Source organism: Amycolatopsis alba DSM 44262 (assembly GCF_000384215.1).
Lineage (GTDB): Bacteria > Actinomycetota > Actinomycetes > Mycobacteriales > Pseudonocardiaceae > Amycolatopsis > Amycolatopsis alba.
Map to the genome: position 1 here is coordinate 1,761,115 of NZ_KB913032.1, position 17,512 is coordinate 1,778,626.

6 protein-coding genes are annotated in these 17,512 nt (G+C 71.2%); 4 read left to right on the top strand and 2 right to left on the bottom strand.

The window, feature by feature from the left end; translation table 11 throughout:
* Nucleotides 1-41: 41 nt before the first annotated feature.
* The 4 genes from AMYAL_RS0108125 to AMYAL_RS0108140 are packed head-to-tail and all read left to right on the top strand — an operon-like array spanning nucleotide 42 to nucleotide 3,252.
* Nucleotides 42-707: a response regulator transcription factor gene (locus AMYAL_RS0108125; RefSeq protein WP_026466850.1), complete on the top strand. Its 666-nt coding sequence runs from the start codon at nucleotides 42-44 to the stop codon at nucleotides 705-707.
* Nucleotides 704-1,957, top strand: coding sequence for a sensor histidine kinase (locus AMYAL_RS0108130; protein ID WP_020630815.1), 1,254 nt, complete (start codon nucleotides 704-706; stop codon nucleotides 1,955-1,957). Before AMYAL_RS0108125 ends, AMYAL_RS0108130 begins: the two co-directional genes overlap by 4 nt.
* Nucleotides 1,958-1,972: 15 nt before the next feature.
* Complete coding sequence (locus tag AMYAL_RS0108135; protein WP_026466851.1) at nucleotides 1,973-2,329, top strand: hypothetical protein; 357 nt, start codon at nucleotides 1,973-1,975, stop codon at nucleotides 2,327-2,329.
* Complete coding sequence (locus AMYAL_RS0108140; protein WP_026466852.1) at nucleotides 2,314-3,252, top strand: DUF6177 family protein; 939 nt, start codon at nucleotides 2,314-2,316, stop codon at nucleotides 3,250-3,252. Before AMYAL_RS0108135 ends, AMYAL_RS0108140 begins: the two co-directional genes overlap by 16 nt.
* 396 nt (nucleotides 3,253-3,648) lie before the next feature.
* Here the strand turns inward: AMYAL_RS0108140 and AMYAL_RS0108145 are convergent, their stop codons facing one another.
* Nucleotides 3,649-5,814 (bottom strand): ADP-ribosylglycohydrolase family protein, encoded by a 2,166-nt coding sequence (locus AMYAL_RS0108145; RefSeq protein ID WP_020630816.1) that lies wholly within the window; start codon nucleotides 5,812-5,814, stop codon nucleotides 3,649-3,651.
* Nucleotides 5,815-5,837: 23 nt separating this feature from the next.
* Nucleotides 5,838-17,510 (bottom strand): WXG100-like domain-containing protein, encoded by an 11,673-nt coding sequence (locus AMYAL_RS45745; RefSeq protein WP_039793873.1) that lies wholly within the window; start codon nucleotides 17,508-17,510, stop codon nucleotides 5,838-5,840.
* Nucleotides 17,511-17,512 lie beyond the last annotated feature (2 nt).

Genomic DNA, 17,512 nt, shown 5'->3' on the forward strand with positions numbered 1-17,512 from the left:
ACTGCACGCGTCTACTTTCGCTGTCCGAACATGAGGTTTTGATGACACGGGTGATGGTCGTCGAAGACGACGAGAATCTGCGGCTCGCGCTGGTCACGCAGCTGCGATCGGCGGGTTTCGCCGTCGACGGCGCGGGAGACATCGCGACCGCGGACCGGCTGCTGCGCGGAACGCACCACGACTGCGTGGTGCTGGACCGGATGCTGCCGGACGGCGACGCCATCGAATACGTCCACATGCGACGGCAGCTGGGCTGGCGGGCACCGGTGCTGTTCCTCACCGCCCGCGACGCGCTCGCCGACCGGGTGGCCGGTTTCGAGCACGGCGGCGACGACTACCTCGTGAAACCGTTCGTGATGGCCGAGCTGACCGAGCGGGTGGCCAACCTCTGCCGCCGGTCCGCATTCGACCGGCCCTCGGTGCTGCATCACGAAGACCTGGTGATGGACTGCGCGCGGCGCGAGGTGCGCCGGGCGGGCGTGCTGCTCACGTTGACCAACAAGGAGTACGCGGTGCTCGAATACCTCCTGACCAGGGCCGGGCTGCCGGTGCAGCGGGCGGATCTGATCGAGCACTGCTGGGACGCGCAGGCCGATCCGATGTCCAATGTGGTCGACGTGGTGGTGAAGCGGTTGCGCCGCAAACTGAAGGAACCCGAACTGATCCACGCCGTCCGCGGGCTCGGCTACCGGCTGGGCACCCGATGACCACCCACTCCTCGGCCGACCGGCTGCGCAGGCTGCGCTGGACGCTGACCGCGTTGTTCACCGTGATGAACACCGTCGGGCTGGTCCTCTTCGCGTGGCTGCTCATCACCGAGGACGGCGAACAGGGCGAGGAACGGATCGACGCCGACCTCACCCAGGTCACGTCGTCGGTCAGCAGGCTGGTCGCCTTCGACGGCACCGTCGACTTCGGGCTGGTCAACACCGACGTCCTGAACGACCGCTGCCCGCAGTTCGCGATCCTGCCCGGCGGCGCGCCGGCGTTCCAGGCGCACCTTTCGCGGGTGACCTGCGTCCCGATGAGCGATCAGCTCTTGAACGGCCTCGCCACCGAGGCGGTCCGGGGCGGCAAACTGGTGCAGGGTCATCAAAAGGCGACCGACGGCGCGGTGGTCAAGGTCCGCGCCGAACCGTTGCGCGACGGCGAAGGCAAGGCGTTCGCCGCCGTGGTCGCGGTGCAGTCGACCGAGGCCGAGGACACCGCGCACACCCGGTTCACCTTGCTGGTGATCGGCGGCACCGTGCTGCTGGTCGCCGTCCTGGGTTTCGCGGGCCACCTGCTGTCCGGCCGCTCCATCCGGCCCGCGGCCGCGGCCCTGCAGCAGCAGGAGGTCCTGCTCGCCGAAACCGCGCACGACCTCCGGACCCCGGTCGCCGCCCTGCGCGCGCTCGCGGAAACCGCGATGGCCAACCCCGCCCAGTCCGCGGAACTGCTGCCGCGCACGGTGCGGCTGGCCGCGAGAATGGGCGGGATCATCGACGACCTTCTCGTCCGCGCCCGGCTCGCCGCGGGCGTGGAACAGCTGAACATCCAGCCGATCTGGCTCGACCAGCTGGTGGTGGGCGTGGTCGAGGACACCGCGACCGAAGGCGCGGAAGTCACCGTCACGGCAGCGCCCACGAAGGTCAACGCGGATCCCGCGCTCCTGCAACGCGCGATCGGCAACCTCCTGGACAACGCCGTGCGCTACGGCCGCCATCCGGGCGCGAAGGCGTTCGTGCACCTGACCGTCGCCGGTGGCACCGTGACCGTCGCGGACCACGGCCCCGGTATCGACACCACGATGGCGGACGAGGCTTTCGACCGGTTCGCCAGCACCGGCGGGTCTTCCGGGCTCGGGCTGTCCATCGTGCGGTGGGTCGCGCAGTCGCACGGCGGCACTCTCGCGGTCTACAACGCCGACGAGGGCGGCGCGATCTTCGAACTGCGGTTCCCGGTCAGTACTTCCTGAGTGAAGGAGCGACGGATGACCTTCGACATCATCGGCCTGTGCCGCGAGGAACCCGGCCCCGCCACCGTCGTCCCGGCACTGGCGGCGGCGGGCGGGGAGCTGCGGGCGGACATCCGCGACGAGCCGCCGCTCATCCGGCTTCTGCATCCCGACGGCAGGCTCTTGACCACCGTCGAGGACGTCCATCTGGTCCGGGTCGAAGGCGAAGCTCGGCGGCTGCTCGGCATCGGCGAAGACGTCGAGGTGCCGCATCCGGTGTGGTGGGTGGAGGTCTGGGCGCCCGGCGACGATCCCGAAGCGGAGACGGCCGCCAGGGCGTTCACCACGGCGCTGGTCGCCGGGACCGGGGGCCTGTCGTGGTCGAACCGGTGAAGGAAGCGGTGGTCTTCGAGCAGTTCCGCACCGTGGTCCCCGCTTCCCCCAGGCTGATCGAAGCCGCGTGGACGGCCGTCGAGTCCGGGCGGACCCTGCAGGTGGTCACCGCCGGGCACAGCGAAATCACGTACCCGCTGGAAAAGCTGCTCGGGGAGATCCGCGGCGAGTGGGTGGTGCGCGACGACCGTGGGCGGCATCGCGACGGACTCAGCGGGATCCCGCTGACCTGGGACGGCGGCCGCTACGCGCGTGATCCCGGCGTACCTGCTTCTCCCCTCGGCCCCGCACCGGATTCGGGTGAGCTGGAGGTGCGGATCGCCGCTTTGCACCCGGACGGGGAACCGCTTCGGCTTGGCAAGATCGTCGAGGCCGTCGCGACGGTGCTCACCGGCGCCGGACCGGCGGGCTGGGGTGTCGCCGAGCCGGCGACGGAACCCTGGTCGGCGGACGACCTCGCCGCGTTCTGCCGGGATCGCGCGCCCGAATCGAGCGGTCTGGTCTTCGTCGGCCCCGGTGTCACCGGACGGCTTGGAGTGTCCACAGTGGATGGCGGCGTGCTCGAAGAGATCGAGCTCAGCGGCCCGCCTGCCGGAACGGTGCGGCAAGAGGTCATCGAGGCGCTGGCCGGGGCACTCGCCGGGCTCGTCCGGTCGATGGTGGTCGCCGCGCACCCCGGCAGGCGGGACGGCCTGCGGACCAGTACGCCGACCTTGCCCGCCGTGCCCTACGGCGTCCTCATCGGCCACGAGATCCTCGGCAAGAAGAAGTCACTTCCGGACGCCGAAGTGAGGATGCTCGGCTCCGAAGGCCGTGAGGCCGCCTGGTTCCGGCTCGACTCCGGCCGTCGATCCCCGTTCGAGGAACTCGACGACGTCCTGCGGCACTTCGTCGGCGCCGCGGGCCAGGACACAAGTCCGTGAAGGCCTCCTTGAGGGACTTGAATCCATGCAGTGGCGCGCAGCGTCTCCGTTGAGGGTGGCGGCGGGGGCATGGATGGACCTCAAGGAGGCCCGGTATTTGTTCACCTACCCGACGGGGGAAGATTCCGGACGTTCAACGGCCTGAATCTTCCCCCGTCGACCACACCGCCGCCCAGCACAAGCCCCGCCCAGCACCAAGACGAAACAGCGCCCGCCTGTGAAGGATTGAGACGTTCACTATCCCAAATCCCCTCATCAACGAGACCGAGCGTGGAGGATTCAGGACGCTGAACGTCCCAAATCCTCCACACCCGACCGCCAACCGCACCAACGGGTAAGCAAATACTGGTCCCTCAAGGAGGCCTTCACGGACTACCCGAAGCAACGGGCTGGGGCTCAGGTGCGCGGGTAGCGCCGCGCCCATTCAGCGGCATAGCGTCGGTCCTCCGACGGCGGCTGCGCCGAGAAGTGCCAGAAAGCGTCCCCTGCGACGGTTTCCACCAGGTCGGCCGCTTCCAGCCTGCCGAGCCACTCCGGCGGCAGGCCGGGGATCCCGGCCCGCGCGCCGACCACCGCGCCGGCGATCGCGCCCGTGATCGCGCTGCGGCCGGAATGGTCGACGGCGGCCTGCATCGCCCACCGGGGGTCGAAGAACCGTCGCGACACCGCGATCATGGTCCGGCCCAAGGCGTCGACGGCGGTGTGTCCCGTGCCGACGGCGTCGAGTTCGTCGGGATCGGCGCGCACCAGCTCCCCTCGCGCGCGCACCGCGTTGGCCAGCGTGTCGGTCACCGGACCGCGGGCCGGCCCGCGCCGCAGGATCTCCCGGAGCAGGGTGTGCGGCGGCAGCGGGTCCCCGTGCCGGAACAACCGGCCGAACAGCGCGGCCACCGCCGCGGCCGCTTCGGCGGTGGGCCCGTCGGCGCCCCCGCCCGCCGCCAGCAGGCTCGCCACCCGTGCCGCCGCGTCCGCATCGGCACCGGGGCCACCGCCGCAGAGCGCCGCGACCATTCCGGGCACCAGGAAGGCGACGTCGGATCCGCCCGACGGCCCGGCTTCCCCCGGCACCCGAAGTTCCGGGACCTGGGAGAGCCAGCCGTCGTACTCCCCGCGCTGGGCGTCCTGCCAGCGCTGCACGGACAGCGCGCCCATCGCCATCAGGCCGCCCGGCGCGGCGCCGCTGAACCCGGCGGGCAGGCCCCGCATCAGACCCTCGGTGTGGAACAGCAGCTGCCGGGTCAGCGGGCCGATCGTCCCGGCGGGTTCGAGGACGCCGTCTTCGCCGAACCGTGCCCTGATCTCGGGCAGGCTCATCGTGTCGACCGCCGAGCCCAGTGACTCGCCGATGGCGAATCCGGCGAACGCGCCCACGACGCGGTGCCAGGCGAAACCGTGACCGTCGGCGTCCTGGCGGAAGAACTTGCCGGAGGACGCCGCCTGCGGCCGGACCCGCCCCGCCGCGTCGTATCCCCTGGCCAGGCCGTTGGCCCGCAGGTCGGACGGCCATCGCTGCGCGGAGACGTCGTCGTCCGGCGAAGGGACACCGACGGACGCCACGCTGTTGCGCAGCTCCCAAGCCCGGCCGCGGACGAACCGCTCGCAGTCCTCGACGGACAGTTCGAATCCGGCGGCCCTGGCCTTGGCCGCCGCTTCCGGGAGTCCGGAGACGGGCTCGGCGAGCCCCGCTTCCACCCGGATCCCCTCCGCCGCGATCGCCACTTCCTCGGAGTACTCGGGCGAGAGCTCCACGACCCGGATCTCCGCCCGGAAGTCCGGCCACCGCTCACGGGCACGCGCCAGCTCACCGTCGCCGACCACGTCCGACGGAAACGTCCCCGGATTGATCGACAACCCGGCCCCCGGAAACTCCGCGGCGAAAGACAGCACGTCCGCCCGCACCCATTTCGAGGTGCCCGGCGGCAGCCTCCGGCGAGAGCTGAACACCGTCATCGTGCGCGGGTTCTCCTGCCACAGCCCGGAAACCGGCTGCTCGGTCCGGTGGTCGACCGGGTAGTAGACCTCCGCGCGCAGCAGCCCGGCGAGATAGCGCGGCCGGTCGAACCGTCCCGTCGTCAGGCAGCCGAGCAGCTGTTCCAGGGCGGTGTCCATGGCCGGGTGGCCGAGCCGTTCGGGGCCGAGGCGGTAAGCGGGGTTGACCCTGATCTCGCCGCTTCCGCCGTTCCGCCACGCCATGACGGCATCGGGCGGGACGCCGAGGTGGGCGACGCCGCCGCGCGCGAACTCGGGTTCCACGATCTCCTGCCAGTCGTCCTGACCGGCGACGGCCACCGCGACACTCGGCCCGGTCCCGTCGGGGCCGGGATCCGGATGCCGGAGACTGCCGTCCCCGCGCACGATCAACGCGGGTTTGGGGACGAGGGCCGCGAGCCGTTCTCCGCCGTCCAGCGCGCGGACAGCGTCGTAGGGCACCAGCCAGCCCTCCGGGATCCGCAGCAGGTTCTCGTGATCGACCCGGACCGCGTGCTCCCCGCTGGTCAGATCGACCGGATTGCCCGCCCGCAGCCACTGTTCGACCTTGGCGATCGCTTCGGAAGCCCGCACGATCGATCCTCCCGCCGTGTCCCTCACTTGAACTCCCTCACCAGTTTCCACTCGTGGTCCCAGATCCGGGCGGGCCAGGTCTGCCCGGCGATCCGGCCCAGCCGCTGGATCTCCTCCAGCCGGTCGCGGGCCCCGCCTGCCGCCTCTTCGCCGATCCCGGTCGCGACGAGCATCCGCGTCAGCCAGGCCGGATCGATCGCCCGGATCGCCGCGAGCACGTCCGCGTCGAAGGGTTCATCGAACCAGGCGGCCACGAAACCGGATCTGATCCCGCCGAGCGGATCGGCGTAGTCCGGGAAGGACTGGCCGTTGTCGATCACGATCGCTTCCCCGGCGGGACCGGTCAGGGTGTCGTTCGCGCTCCTGTCCAGGCTGGCCGCGACGTAGTCCAGGAAGGCGATCAGCTGTTGCTGCTCGCGCGGATACGCCGACACTTCGAGGGCGGGACCCGCGTCGTCCCGCCACACCTGGCTGGACCCCGGCCCCGACGGGCCGTCGATGTACGCGGTCGGGGGAACGGCGTCCGAGCCGACCGCTTTGGCGAGCCGGTACATCGCGTTCTCGCGATAGCCCTGTCCCGCCTGGGGAAGATGCGAACCGAGCGCACGCGTCTCCCCCGAAGCCGGTTTGTAGATCGTGCGCGGATGCTCTTCGTAGGTCAGGTGATAGGTGGTGTTGGCGCTCTGCCGCCCGTCACCGAACTCGACGCAGCCGACCGGTTCGGCGGCGGCCATGGCCGCTTCGGCCGCGTCACCGAAGGATTCCGGCTCCGACGGCGGGGGCGACGGCAGGCCGCGTTTCGTCGCCTCGTCGAACAGCTCGGCCTGTCGCCGCTGGATCGCCACCTCCAGGGCTTCCTCGTCACGAGAGAGCGGGCGCCCCTCTTCCTCGGCCCGGCCGACGAGCTCGGCGACGGCATCGTCGAGCTCGCGGGCGGTGTCCGCGACCTCCTCTATCGCTTTCAGCCTCAGCTGGAGCTCGACGAGCTGCCCGTTCGGCGTCCGCAAGATGAGCCGGAGGTCGCGGTAGCCGTCGTGGCACGGCCGGAAGAACCGGTCTTCGAGGCCGACGATCTCCATCGGATCGGAGGCGAGCCGCTCCCGCAGCACGTCCAGGGCCTGATAGACCCAGGAGATCTTGTCGAACGCCACGGACGCGGTGTCACCGTGACCAGCCGTGCCACCGGCGGCTTCGGCCAGCCAGCAGGCGAGCTCGTTCAGCAGCTCCCGATCCTCCTGCCGGAGCGGGGAGACAGGTTCCGACGGCAGGCTGTCCGGGAAACCGTCGATGCTCTCACGCACGGCCCGGACCGCCGCCCACTGCGCGTCGGTCAGCTCGATCGAGCCCGGCGGGGGCAGCAGCACGCTCTCGCGCAGGATCGCCTCGGCGCCGCGTTCCGCGACCTCGGCGGCCGCCTCCCGCTTGAGCACGGCGTCCACTTCGGACGGTCCGAGCCGTACTTCGTCGTCCTTGCCGTTGTACCCCTGTTCCCGGCCCAGCTCCAGGAACGACCGGTATCGGGCGTCTCCCTCCGGCGAGACGACCACGACCCGTGACCGCGGCCGGAGTTCCGGCTCCGGCAGGTGGAGATCCCCTCTCGGCGGCTGGACGCCCTTCGGCACGCCGACGGGCGGAAGATCCACGTCGGTGAAGGGCAGCAGAGAGAGTTCGACGGGGTGTTCGGGCAGGCTCAGCAACCAGCCGTCCTGCGGGTCGAGGAACACGATCCTGCCGTCGTCGTTGGCCACCAGCGCGACGTGCCGCCTGGTGGCGCCGTTCGCCGCGATGTACTCCATGGCCAGCACGGCCATCGCGCCGGAGGGCCGGTCCATCATCGCGGCGATGACACTGTCGTAACTCGCGCCGTGGCTCTCGTCCCAGATCCCGCCGAGCCGGTCCGAGATGTAGGCGAGGTTGCCCAGCACCACCGAATCCGCGGGCCGGAGCGGCGGAGCGGTCACGTCCTCGCCGCGCTGCCGCCGCACGTAGTAGACGACGTCGCGGGTGCAGTTGGTCCGGTAGCCGTCCCGGTACGCGTCCGGCTCGTGGTAGCCGGGGTTGGTCCGGGGCAGTTCGGGATGGTGTTCCCGGATGTACCGCGCGATGCCGTACCTGCCCGCGCTCGGGACACCCGCGTGGATCGCGGGCAGGGAGTGCAGTTCCGTGCTCCCGATCAGCGGGTCGACATAGCGATCGGACGAGCCCTGCCATCCGCCGCGGTACCGGAGATGCCGGACGGCGGCTTCCTCGGCCGCTTTCGCTTCGGGATCCTCGCCGGGATGGCGGGGCGCGTTCGGGGCCGGGTCGAGTTCCTTCGGCCACTCCGGCGAGTTCAGCCAGAGGTACTTGTCGACGGCGTTGCTCAGGTCGGCGTTCGCCTCCCAGACCAGCGAGCCCTTCCCGGCCTCGAGGTAGGCGGCCGCCCGCTCGGCGAGCGCGACGAGCTCCTTGATCGCCAGCCGCCGCTCACCGAGCGTCCGGTAGTCGCCCCAGTCCCGGCGGAGCTTGCCCGGCTCCAGCCTGGCTGCTTCCGCGTCGAGAGAACGCCGCAGCTCCCGGAGCGCTTCTTGATAAGCGCTCGCCCAGTCGCCGTAGGGATATTCGTGCGCTTTGATCCTGATCGCGGTGAACGTCGGTGCCGTCGTGCTCGACGGCACGGCCGACCGGCTCGCCCGCCCCAGCTCGGCCGCCACCGCCGCGGCGGAGAGGATCACCTGGGAGTCCACGAAAGCCGAGGTGGCCGTCTGCGCCGCCGCGCGATCGGCGGCCTTCCCCTGGTTGGTCTCGGCGATGTCCTTGTCGCCGAGTTCCAGTTCGTGCCCTCGGTGCCACGCCTTGCGCCAGCCGACCAGCGGCCCGGTGAACCCCACCGCCAGCGCGGCCAGCGCGAGTGACGGGCTGACACCGAACAACTCCACGAACCCGACCGTCACCCCCGCGCTGCCGACCGAAAGTCTCGTGTAGGCCTTCACGAATTCGACGCGCGGCGTGAAGCCAGGACGGGTCTCCACCGGGGGTTCGCCCGGCAGGACCGGGCGCACCGGCTCCGGCCGTGGCCTGCCGAAGAAGGGCAGGGCCTCGCGCAGCCGTCGCAGCAGGCCGGGCCGTGCGGGGCCGACCATCTTCTCGACGCGTTCGAGCAGCGCCATCCGCTCCGCGTACACCTCCGGCCGCATCAGCCTGCGGATGTCCCGCTCGTCGAAGGCCCTTCTGTCCACTGTGTACCCGAGTTCGAGCTGGTCGAGCCGGTTCAGCTGCCAGATCGCGATCGGCAGCATCAGCAGGCTCTTCCCCGCCCCGTAGGCGGCCAGGCCCTGGAACAGCGTCAAGTGCTGCGAAAGCAGCGCGGTGTTGTCGATCGTGCCCGCCGCGGTCGGGCGCAGGCCCCGCCGCAGGATCTCGCTGACGTACTGGACGAAGTCCGGCAGGTTGGCCGCGACGCTCAGCTCGGGGACCGGCAGATGGTGATCGTGCGGGCCGAGGACCTCACCCGGTCCGGGCGGCCGCTCCACCCCGAGCCGCTGCCCCATGGCGGCGTAGACATCCGCTTCGGCCTTGTCGAGTCCCCTGGCCCGCTTGTCGATCTCTTCGAGCTCCGCTCCCTTCTGGAGCCGCGTCCGCGCGCGCTCGGCGAACGGCAGCCAGACCGCGGCGCCGACCGCGTACACGCCGAGGCTGAGCCAGGACGGCAGCCCGATGCCGTCGGCCGCCCAGATTTCGAACGGCACGGCGGCCGCGGTCCCCGCCACGAGCGACGCCAGCGGCGGGACGCTGAACCGGGCTCCGTGCTTGCGCAGGCTTTGGGCGAGGTCGGGTTTGGGCCCCATCGCCGACTCGTCCACCGGCTCGGCCGCGGGAGCGTCGGGCCCTTCGCCGGGAGCCCAGCCCAAGATCGCCAGCAGCGAGCGCGCTCGTGCGGCCGGCGCCGCGGCGGCGTCGATCTCGCGGGCCTTGGCGTCGTACTTCCGCCCCTCGGCGACCTGCTCGTCCTTCTTGATCTCCCACTCGCGGGCGAGGAAACCGCCGTAGACGGCGTTGACCAGACCGTAGACGCCCCAGGCGATACCGCTGGCGGGCGAACCGGCCGCGGTGAACACCACCGCCGCGGTCCCGGAAGGCAGGAAACCGGTGATGAGACCCGTGACGACGTGGGTCCGCGTCACCGGATAGCCGCCCGTCACCTTGGGCGGCAGGTTCCGCGTGACCACCCACCTGACCGGTTCCTTCTCCAGCGCGGCCTGCCGGTACCCGCTGTCGGCCAGCGCGGGATCGAGGCCGAGTTCGGTCAGGACCTCGCGGATTTGCTTGCGCAGGCGGAAACGCCGCGGCAGATTCCACCGGGCTCCGTCGAGCGCGCGCCCGAGGACGGCGACCTGGGCCAGATAGCCGCGATCGGCGGGGGTCGGATCCGGCTTCGCGTCCAGATTCCCTTCCACGCTCAGGAACCGCGCGGCGGGATCGGCGGCGCGGTCGCCTTTCAGGCTCTCGTACCCGGCGACGAGGCCGTGGACGACCACGCGGAGCGCGGCGTCGAGCGGCATCCGGCTCGACGCGGTGACCCTGACGGTGCCCAGCATGTCCTTCCCCGCGAACCGTCGCGGCACCGACCACTGGCCCGCCACGTCGGCGAGCTCGGCGACGTCGAGGATGACGCTGAACCGGCGTCCTTCCGAGTCGACGACCATGGCAGACCGGGGGTACTGGCCCTCGATCGTCATCCCGGCGGCACGCGCCGCTTCGGCGAGTGCCTGCCACAGCGCCCGCTCGACAGCGGCGGGATCCGTCTTCCCGGTGACCGGCTTTCCCGCCTTGATGGGCACGGGACCCGGCGTGCCGGGCTCCGCCGGTCGCGTGGGCAGGGCTCCCCCGGCACCCTCGCCGAGGAAGTTCGCCAGCAGGCGGGTGAGTTCTCCGCGCGCCACGGGCGGGAAGGAAGCCAGCAACGCGGGCAGTTCGGCGGTCGCCGGAGGCTTCGCCAGCCGGGCGACGACCGCGGTCAGCGCGGCCAGCGTGCCGAGAGCGTTCAAGCCGTCCGCACGGCCGATGCCGGCGAGCGCGTTTCGCTCGGTGTCGTTCAGCACCGCCCAAACCGCCGTGGGCACACCTGCCGACAGCGGGACGACGGACTCGGTCAGCTGCCTGCCGAGGGTGTCGAACCGTTCCGGATGTCCTTGCAGCTCCACGATCTGGTCGAGGATCCCGCCCCGGTGGGTGGTCAGGCCGCTGACCCGGTCTGCCAGCTCCGCTGCCGCGGCGGCCCCGCCGACGGCGGCGATCAACGTCGCGAAGGCCTGTTGCGCGGCGGCCGGGAGCGCGTGCCAGACCAGCGCCCATTCGGCGGGCAACCCGGTCGGCGGGGCGACCCGCGCCAGCCACTGGGCCAAGGCGGCACCCGCCTCTTCGTCGAATCCGTTCTTCCGCGCCAGCAAGGTGGTGAAGGTCTTCAACATCGGCAGTCCGGCCTTGGGACCCACCTCGGCCGTGAGATCCGCGAGGGTGCTTCGCTCCTCCGCGCCCAGTGCCTCCCACAGCGGTCCGAGTTCGGCGGGCAGCCCGGACGGGACCGGCGGTTTGGGAGCGGGCACATCGCGCCGCTGCGGATGCGGTGCCTGCCGTTGCGGATGCCGGGGCTGCCGTCCGAAGGGGGAGCCGTGCCCGTCGATCATGGGATCCGGCCAGGGCAAATCCACCTGGCCGAGGTACGGCCGGGGCGGGTTGCCGGGCCGGGGATATTCGGCCGCGAAGGCCGCCGGACCGGCCTTGAACCGCTGGCCGGCCGGAGTCAGGATCGGCGGATGCCCTGGGTCGGTGACGGCCCGGCGGATCTGCTCGATGTCGCTTGCGTGATCGAATCCGATCGCCCGCAGCTGCTCGAAAAGAGCCGCCCGGCGTGCTTCGGGGAGCCCGCCGAACTCGAGGTCGACGACGCGTTTCATCCACGTGGCGTTCCAGTCGCTCAGTGGAATTCGCAGTCCACGGGGAACGACTTCGCCACGCAGTTCCCGAGGTACGACAGAGGTCTCCGCGGCGGCCCGCAACGCTTCGACGGCCAGGAGTTCCCCGCTGCGGCCCTGGAACTCGTGTGAGGCGTGGATCAGGGCGGCGAGCCACGCGGCGTCGACGTCTCCGTGCGGCAGGACGGGTTTCGGCTCTTGCAGCAGGTGCACGGTGAACTCGTGCAGGAAGGTGGTGAGGAACTCGCCCATGCCCATCCGCGGCCGGATCAGGCCGACACCCAGCTCTGGGAAAGCCACCCCGTAACGCTGCAGATCACCCGCTTCCTCCAGCGTTTTCAGGATCTCCAGGTGCTTCGGATGCTTCGCGATGGACTCGGCGTCCCACGGCACCACGGCGTCCATCATGCGGTGCGCGAACTGCGCGCCCGGACCGCCGAAGATCTTTTCGAGCCAGTGCAGGACGATCGCCTGGGTCGCGACGTCGAACCGGCCGTCGGCCGTCACCGACGGCTGCAGGAACCGCATGCGGTGCGGGTCCAGGAGATCGAACGCGATGACCTCCGCCCAAGCGGAATCCGCGTGCTCCCTGGCATACGCGCGCAAGGATTCGCTGAACGCGCGGAGTTCGTCCAGCAGCGGCCGTACGTCCCGCGTGCGCTCCGCGGCGGCGATCGCGTCGCGTATCCCGGCGGCCTGCCGGGTGAATCCGGCCCACGCCTCCTTGCGAAGCCGGACTTCTTCGCTCGTCAACGAACCGTCCGCGAGTTCTCGGTCCAGCCGCGCGAGCGCTTCCGAAGCAGCCGCTTCGACCTGGCTCGGCAGTTCGTCCGGCGGATGCGAACCGGGCCTCTTCGGCGACAAGAGGTCGAGGTACTTGCCCGCGAGGAGGACTCGTTCCTCCATCGGGTACTTGTCGTCCGAGAGATCGGCGACGATCTTCGGATGGTCTTCGGGGAACGCCTTTTCGAGCAGGCGCAGGAACTCGTCTAGGGCGCGGCGAAGCGCGGGCAGCTCGGGCGACTGGACATCCCGCGCCGCCACCGCCGCGCTTTCCTCCGGGGTCAGGTCCTGACCGGGCTCCAGCCCGAGCGCCGCCTTGTCGAGCCGGGTTTCGGCCGCTTCGTCGACGGCGGCAGGAGGTTCCGGATCGGCGGACGCGCGGGGCGGCGCCGGGAACGGCCACCGGGGGTCGGGCGCCGGGGCCGGGGGACGGTGGCTCACGTCGGGGTCCGGCGCGGTCAGTTCCGGCGGGACCTCGGGATTATCGAGCTCGATCGGGATCTCGGTGGGGATCTCCCGTTCCGGGCGCTCCCGCCCGCCCGGCGTCAGCGGCCGGACCGGGGCCGGTGGCCCGCCGGGTCGGTCACCGACGAAGGCGGGCAGCGGCGGAATCTCCATCGGCCGCACCGGTTCTTCCGGACCGGGGCGATCGGGACCGAACGGGGTGAGCGGCCGGACCGGGACCTCTGGTTCGGCCGGTACGACGTCCGGCTGCTTCTCCGGTGCCCGCACCGGAGGACGATCCGGTTCCTCCGGGGCACCGGGGATCGCCGGGTCGGCCGGGTCGGCCGGGTCGGTCACGGGGTCGGGCCGGACCGGGTTCGTGGACGGCGGCTCGGGGAAACCCGGCCCCGGATGCGCGGGTACGCCGGGAACGGGGAGTTCGGGGTCACCGGGGACTGGCCGGACCGGGTGGCCGACGTCCGGTGCCGCGGGGCGGCCGACCTCGGGGGGCCGGGTCCAACCGGGGACCGGCCGTGCCCCGCGGTCAGGGCCGGTGTGGTGCGCCGGTTCGTTCATGCCACCGGGACGGGTGATGACCGTCTCGCTCGGGACAGGCCTCGGGGCAGGCGGTCGCGCGAGGTCTTCGTCGATGAGGGCCGACAACGCCTCGGGTGACCAGGGGGCGGGCAGGTCCGTGCCGAACCTGTCCCGGTTTTCGTGCAGGAACTTCAGCGTGCCCGCTTTCAGTTCGTCCAGCGCGCCCAGCGCCTCCCGGATCCGGGCGGACAACGTCCCAGGCTTGGCGGCTGCGGGTTCCACATGCGGAGCGGCCGGTTCGCCGCGGAACTCGGCCGCCATCCCGACCAGCCTGTTCCGCGACCCGACGATCTCGTCGTACACGGCCCTGGTCGGCGGACCCACATCGAGCTGCTCGGCGGCCCGCTGCCCCAGCCAGGTGCCGAGCTGGTCGATCGACGCCCGGAGGAACGGCTCCGCCGCCGGATCGAAACGCCCCGCGCGGAAGTCACGGAGTCGCGAGTCGAGGAGATCGAGCTTGTCCTTCGGGCTGACGTTCAGCTCGCCCTTGTGCGAGGGCAGGCCGGAAAGGGATCGCTCCGGTTTGGGGACGTCCTGGAGCTCTCGCGCCTTGGACGGGACGACTCCATCGCCGACGGCCCGCCGCAAACCCGGTTCGGCACCGGCGGCACGGAGCCGGGGCACGCTCTCGGGCGCGGGCGCCTTCTCCCGCAGGCCGTCGAGTTCGGCCTTCAGCCCGTCCAGGTTGGGCCACAGATCGTCGAAGCGCTTCCGCAGCGAGCCTGCTTCGGCGGGTTTCGTCTCGTTTCTGATCCAGTCCGAGAGTGACCGGCTACCGGCCTCCCGTGCGGCGTCCGACAGGCCACCGTTCGACCACTCGTCCAGCAGGCGCAGGGCGTCCGACGCCCCCTTCGGCAGCTGGGCCCCTTCACCCCGCACCTCACCGAAGCGGGACTTCATCTCGTCCAGCGTCGCCCGCGCGGACTCCCACCGGGCACGTTCTCCGGCACCGGGTGTGCGAGGCGGACTGTCGGACGCCGCGGCCATCTGGTCCTTGATGCTCTGCTCGGCGGCCTTTCGCTCCAGCTCCTGTGCCCGGTTGACGGCGTCCACGATGCCGAACGGATCCGCGGGCCGGGTCAGGACCGGCGGCCCGCCACCACCGGGTTTCGCCGCCGGTTCTGGAGCAGGCCGGTTCGGCGCGTCGACGGCCCGGTGCGCCGGACCGGCGCCCGCCGCCCGCTCCGGTGCGGCACCTTCCCTCGGCACAGGCGCTCGCTCCGCGTGCGTTCCCGCCGCGGGAGCCTTCTCCAGGAGCCCGTCCAGCTCGGCTTTGACACCGTCCAGTTTGGACCAGAGCCCGTCGAGCCGTTTCGCCGCCGACTCGGCACCGTGAGCCCCGGTGGGCCGCGTCTCTCCTCTGACCCATTCGTCCAGCGAACGCCAGCCCGCGGCCTTCCCCTCGCCGCCGAACATCATCTTCTCCAGCAGCCGGACTGCTTCCGAAGCCTCGTTCGGCAGTCCTCCCTGACGGTCCCTCAGTTCGTCCAGCCGGGGACGCAGTTCGTCGAACCGGGCCGACACCTCCTCCCACCGCGCGCGCTCCGCGGCGCTGACGGCACGCGGGGGCACCGGCTCGCCGGTACGGTTCAAAGCGGCTTCGACATCCGCCTTCATCATCCGCTCGGCCTTGGCCAGCTCCTGCCCGGAGAGCCCGTGCGACGGAGCGGGGGCCGGGGTCCGCTCCACGGCGGCGCTTTCCCTCGGCCCGATCACCTCCTTGGCGCGCGCCCCCTGAGCGGGTGCCTTCTCCAGCAACCCGTCGAGCTCGGCCTTCATCCCGTCCAGGTCGCGCCACATCGTGTCGAACCGCTGCCGGGCAGGCTCCGGATGACCGCGCGGCGCGGTCGAACCGGGCCCCTCCCGCATCCGATCCCCGAGAGCGTTCCAGCCCGCCTTGTTCGCGGCATCGGGGAGTCCGCCCGTCAGCAGCTCGTCCAGCAGTTTCAGCGACGCCGAAGCCTCACCCGGCAGGCCGCCCAGCCGGTCCCGCAGTTCGTCGAGCCGGGGCCGGATCTCGTCGAGCCGGGCCCAGGCCTGCTCCCACCGGCCGCGTTCGGCCGGGCTGATCTCACGCGAGGGTGCCGGTTCGGCCGTTCGCCCGGCAGGCTTTTCGGCCTCGCCCGCTCGGACGTTCTCGGCGGCTCGCACCTCCCTGGCCATCGCGTCGAGCTGGTCACGCATGTCCTTCAGGGCCTGCCGCTGTTTGGCCGCCTCGGCCCACGGCTCCCCCTTGACCGGTCTGTCCACTGCGGACGGACGACCGGGTGGTGGCGTGTCCCCGCGCTGTATCACTTGATGCGGCGGGGTTTCCGCTCCCCGCGCGCCGGGCCCGACGTCGGCTTGGCCGGGCACCTCCCGTGTCATCGGGGCGGGCGTTCCCTCGGCCTTGCCGTGCACGGACGGTGACGCGCCGTCCGCGCCACGAGAGCTGTTCGACAGGGCTTCGCTCTTGGCCGCGTCCGCGGCGGGCGTCACCCGTTCAGGAGCGTGTTCGGGAACGGAACCGCCCGGCGAACGCTGGATCTCCCCCTGCCCTGGAGAGGCGGGCGAAGGTGACCGGCTGTCTCGCACGTCCCTCGGCGGCGCGTCCGTCTCGGGTGATTTCCCGCCGGCGGGCGCCTCGGACCGAGGATGCCCTTCCCGTTCCTGCGGGGAAGGAGGCCTTTCGGCGGACGGGTGGTTCTCCGGGCCGCTGGGCCCTCGGCTGTGCGGCTCGGCGGGAGGCCCTCCCGGCGGACCCGGAGGTTGTTTGGGGCCGGGCGGCGGGGTCCCGCCCGGATCGCCGCCCGGACGGGCACCTGCCTGCCCCGGATCATCCGGTCGCGGAGTGGTTTCCTTGCCACGCGGGACATCGGTCGTGAGGCCGTCCCCATGGCGGACGGGCCGGGGACCGTCGACGACATGCGGGGTCTTGCCGAGACCGTATTTGGCCAATCCGGTGAGATTGGCTTGGCGGACCACGTCCCCGACCTTGTGGATCCCTTTCGGCCATCCCGTGAGGTCTGCCGCCTTCGCCCCCTTGCCCAGCACGCGCGCGCCGCGCATGATCCCGGCGCCGATACCGCGGCTGCCGAGCACGCCGAGGACGTTGCCGGTGCTGTAGCCCAGAGCGTGCTGCCAGTCTTTCGCCGTCCATTGGTCGTAGGCGATGAAGTTCTTGCCGAACTCGACGAGCGTGTCACCGAGCACACCGCTGAACATCTTGTCGTCGACGAACTTCCCGAGATTCGGGTCGAGGCCGTACAAAGCCGCGCCGCCGACCAGGATGCCGAGGTTCCCCCACGCCTGGATGCCGTTGTAGAAGGACCAGCCGCCTTTGCCGAATCCCGCCAGCCCGGCCAGGGCCTTGACCTGGACAACGGCCGAGTCCCAGAGGCCGTCGAAGAACCCGCCGTGCTGCTCCGGTACGTCTTCGACCGGGTTCAGCATGTTCTCCGCGGTGCCGTGGATCATCTCGGCGATGTCCCCGGCCACCCCTTCCGCCAGCTGCCGTCGGTAGAAGCCCCGGATGCCGGGGAGGTTGCACCCCAGCGCCAGGTAGATCACGTGGTTGAGGTCGTAGGTGTCGTGAATGCTGTTCTTGACGTCGACGAGAAGGTTCGCGTACGACTCGTACGAGCCGCCGATGGAGTCCAGTCCGGTCGCGATCTGGCTGATTTCGGTGTTGTTGTTCTGGACCAGGTCGCGCATACTCGCGCCGCCGCGGTCGCGCCAAGCGGTGCTGTGCAGTTTGGTCACGACGTCGTTCGTGCGCGCCACCGCCTGCCGCACGTGGTTCGCGGCGGATTTGAACGCCTCGGCCTTCTCATGCGCGTGGACGGCGCTGTCGCGCGGGTAGTAGACGTTGGCGGGCTCGTCCCCTTCGGAAAGGATCAGATCCCAGAAATCACCCGACGGCGGGCCTTTGTCCTCCATGA

Bases quoted from the DNA above. Each gene is read 5' to 3' on its own strand.
- AMYAL_RS45745 (WP_039793873.1), bottom strand. From the start codon at position 17,510: ATGGAGGACAAAGGCCCGCCGTCGGGTGATTTCTGGGATCTGATCCTT.
- AMYAL_RS0108135 (WP_026466851.1), top strand. From the start codon at position 1,973: ATGACCTTCGACATCATCGGCCTGTGCCGCGAGGAACCCGGCCCCGCC.
- AMYAL_RS0108125 (WP_026466850.1), top strand. From the start codon at position 42: ATGACACGGGTGATGGTCGTCGAAGACGACGAGAATCTGCGGCTCGCG.
- AMYAL_RS0108130 (WP_020630815.1), top strand. From the start codon at position 704: ATGACCACCCACTCCTCGGCCGACCGGCTGCGCAGGCTGCGCTGGACG.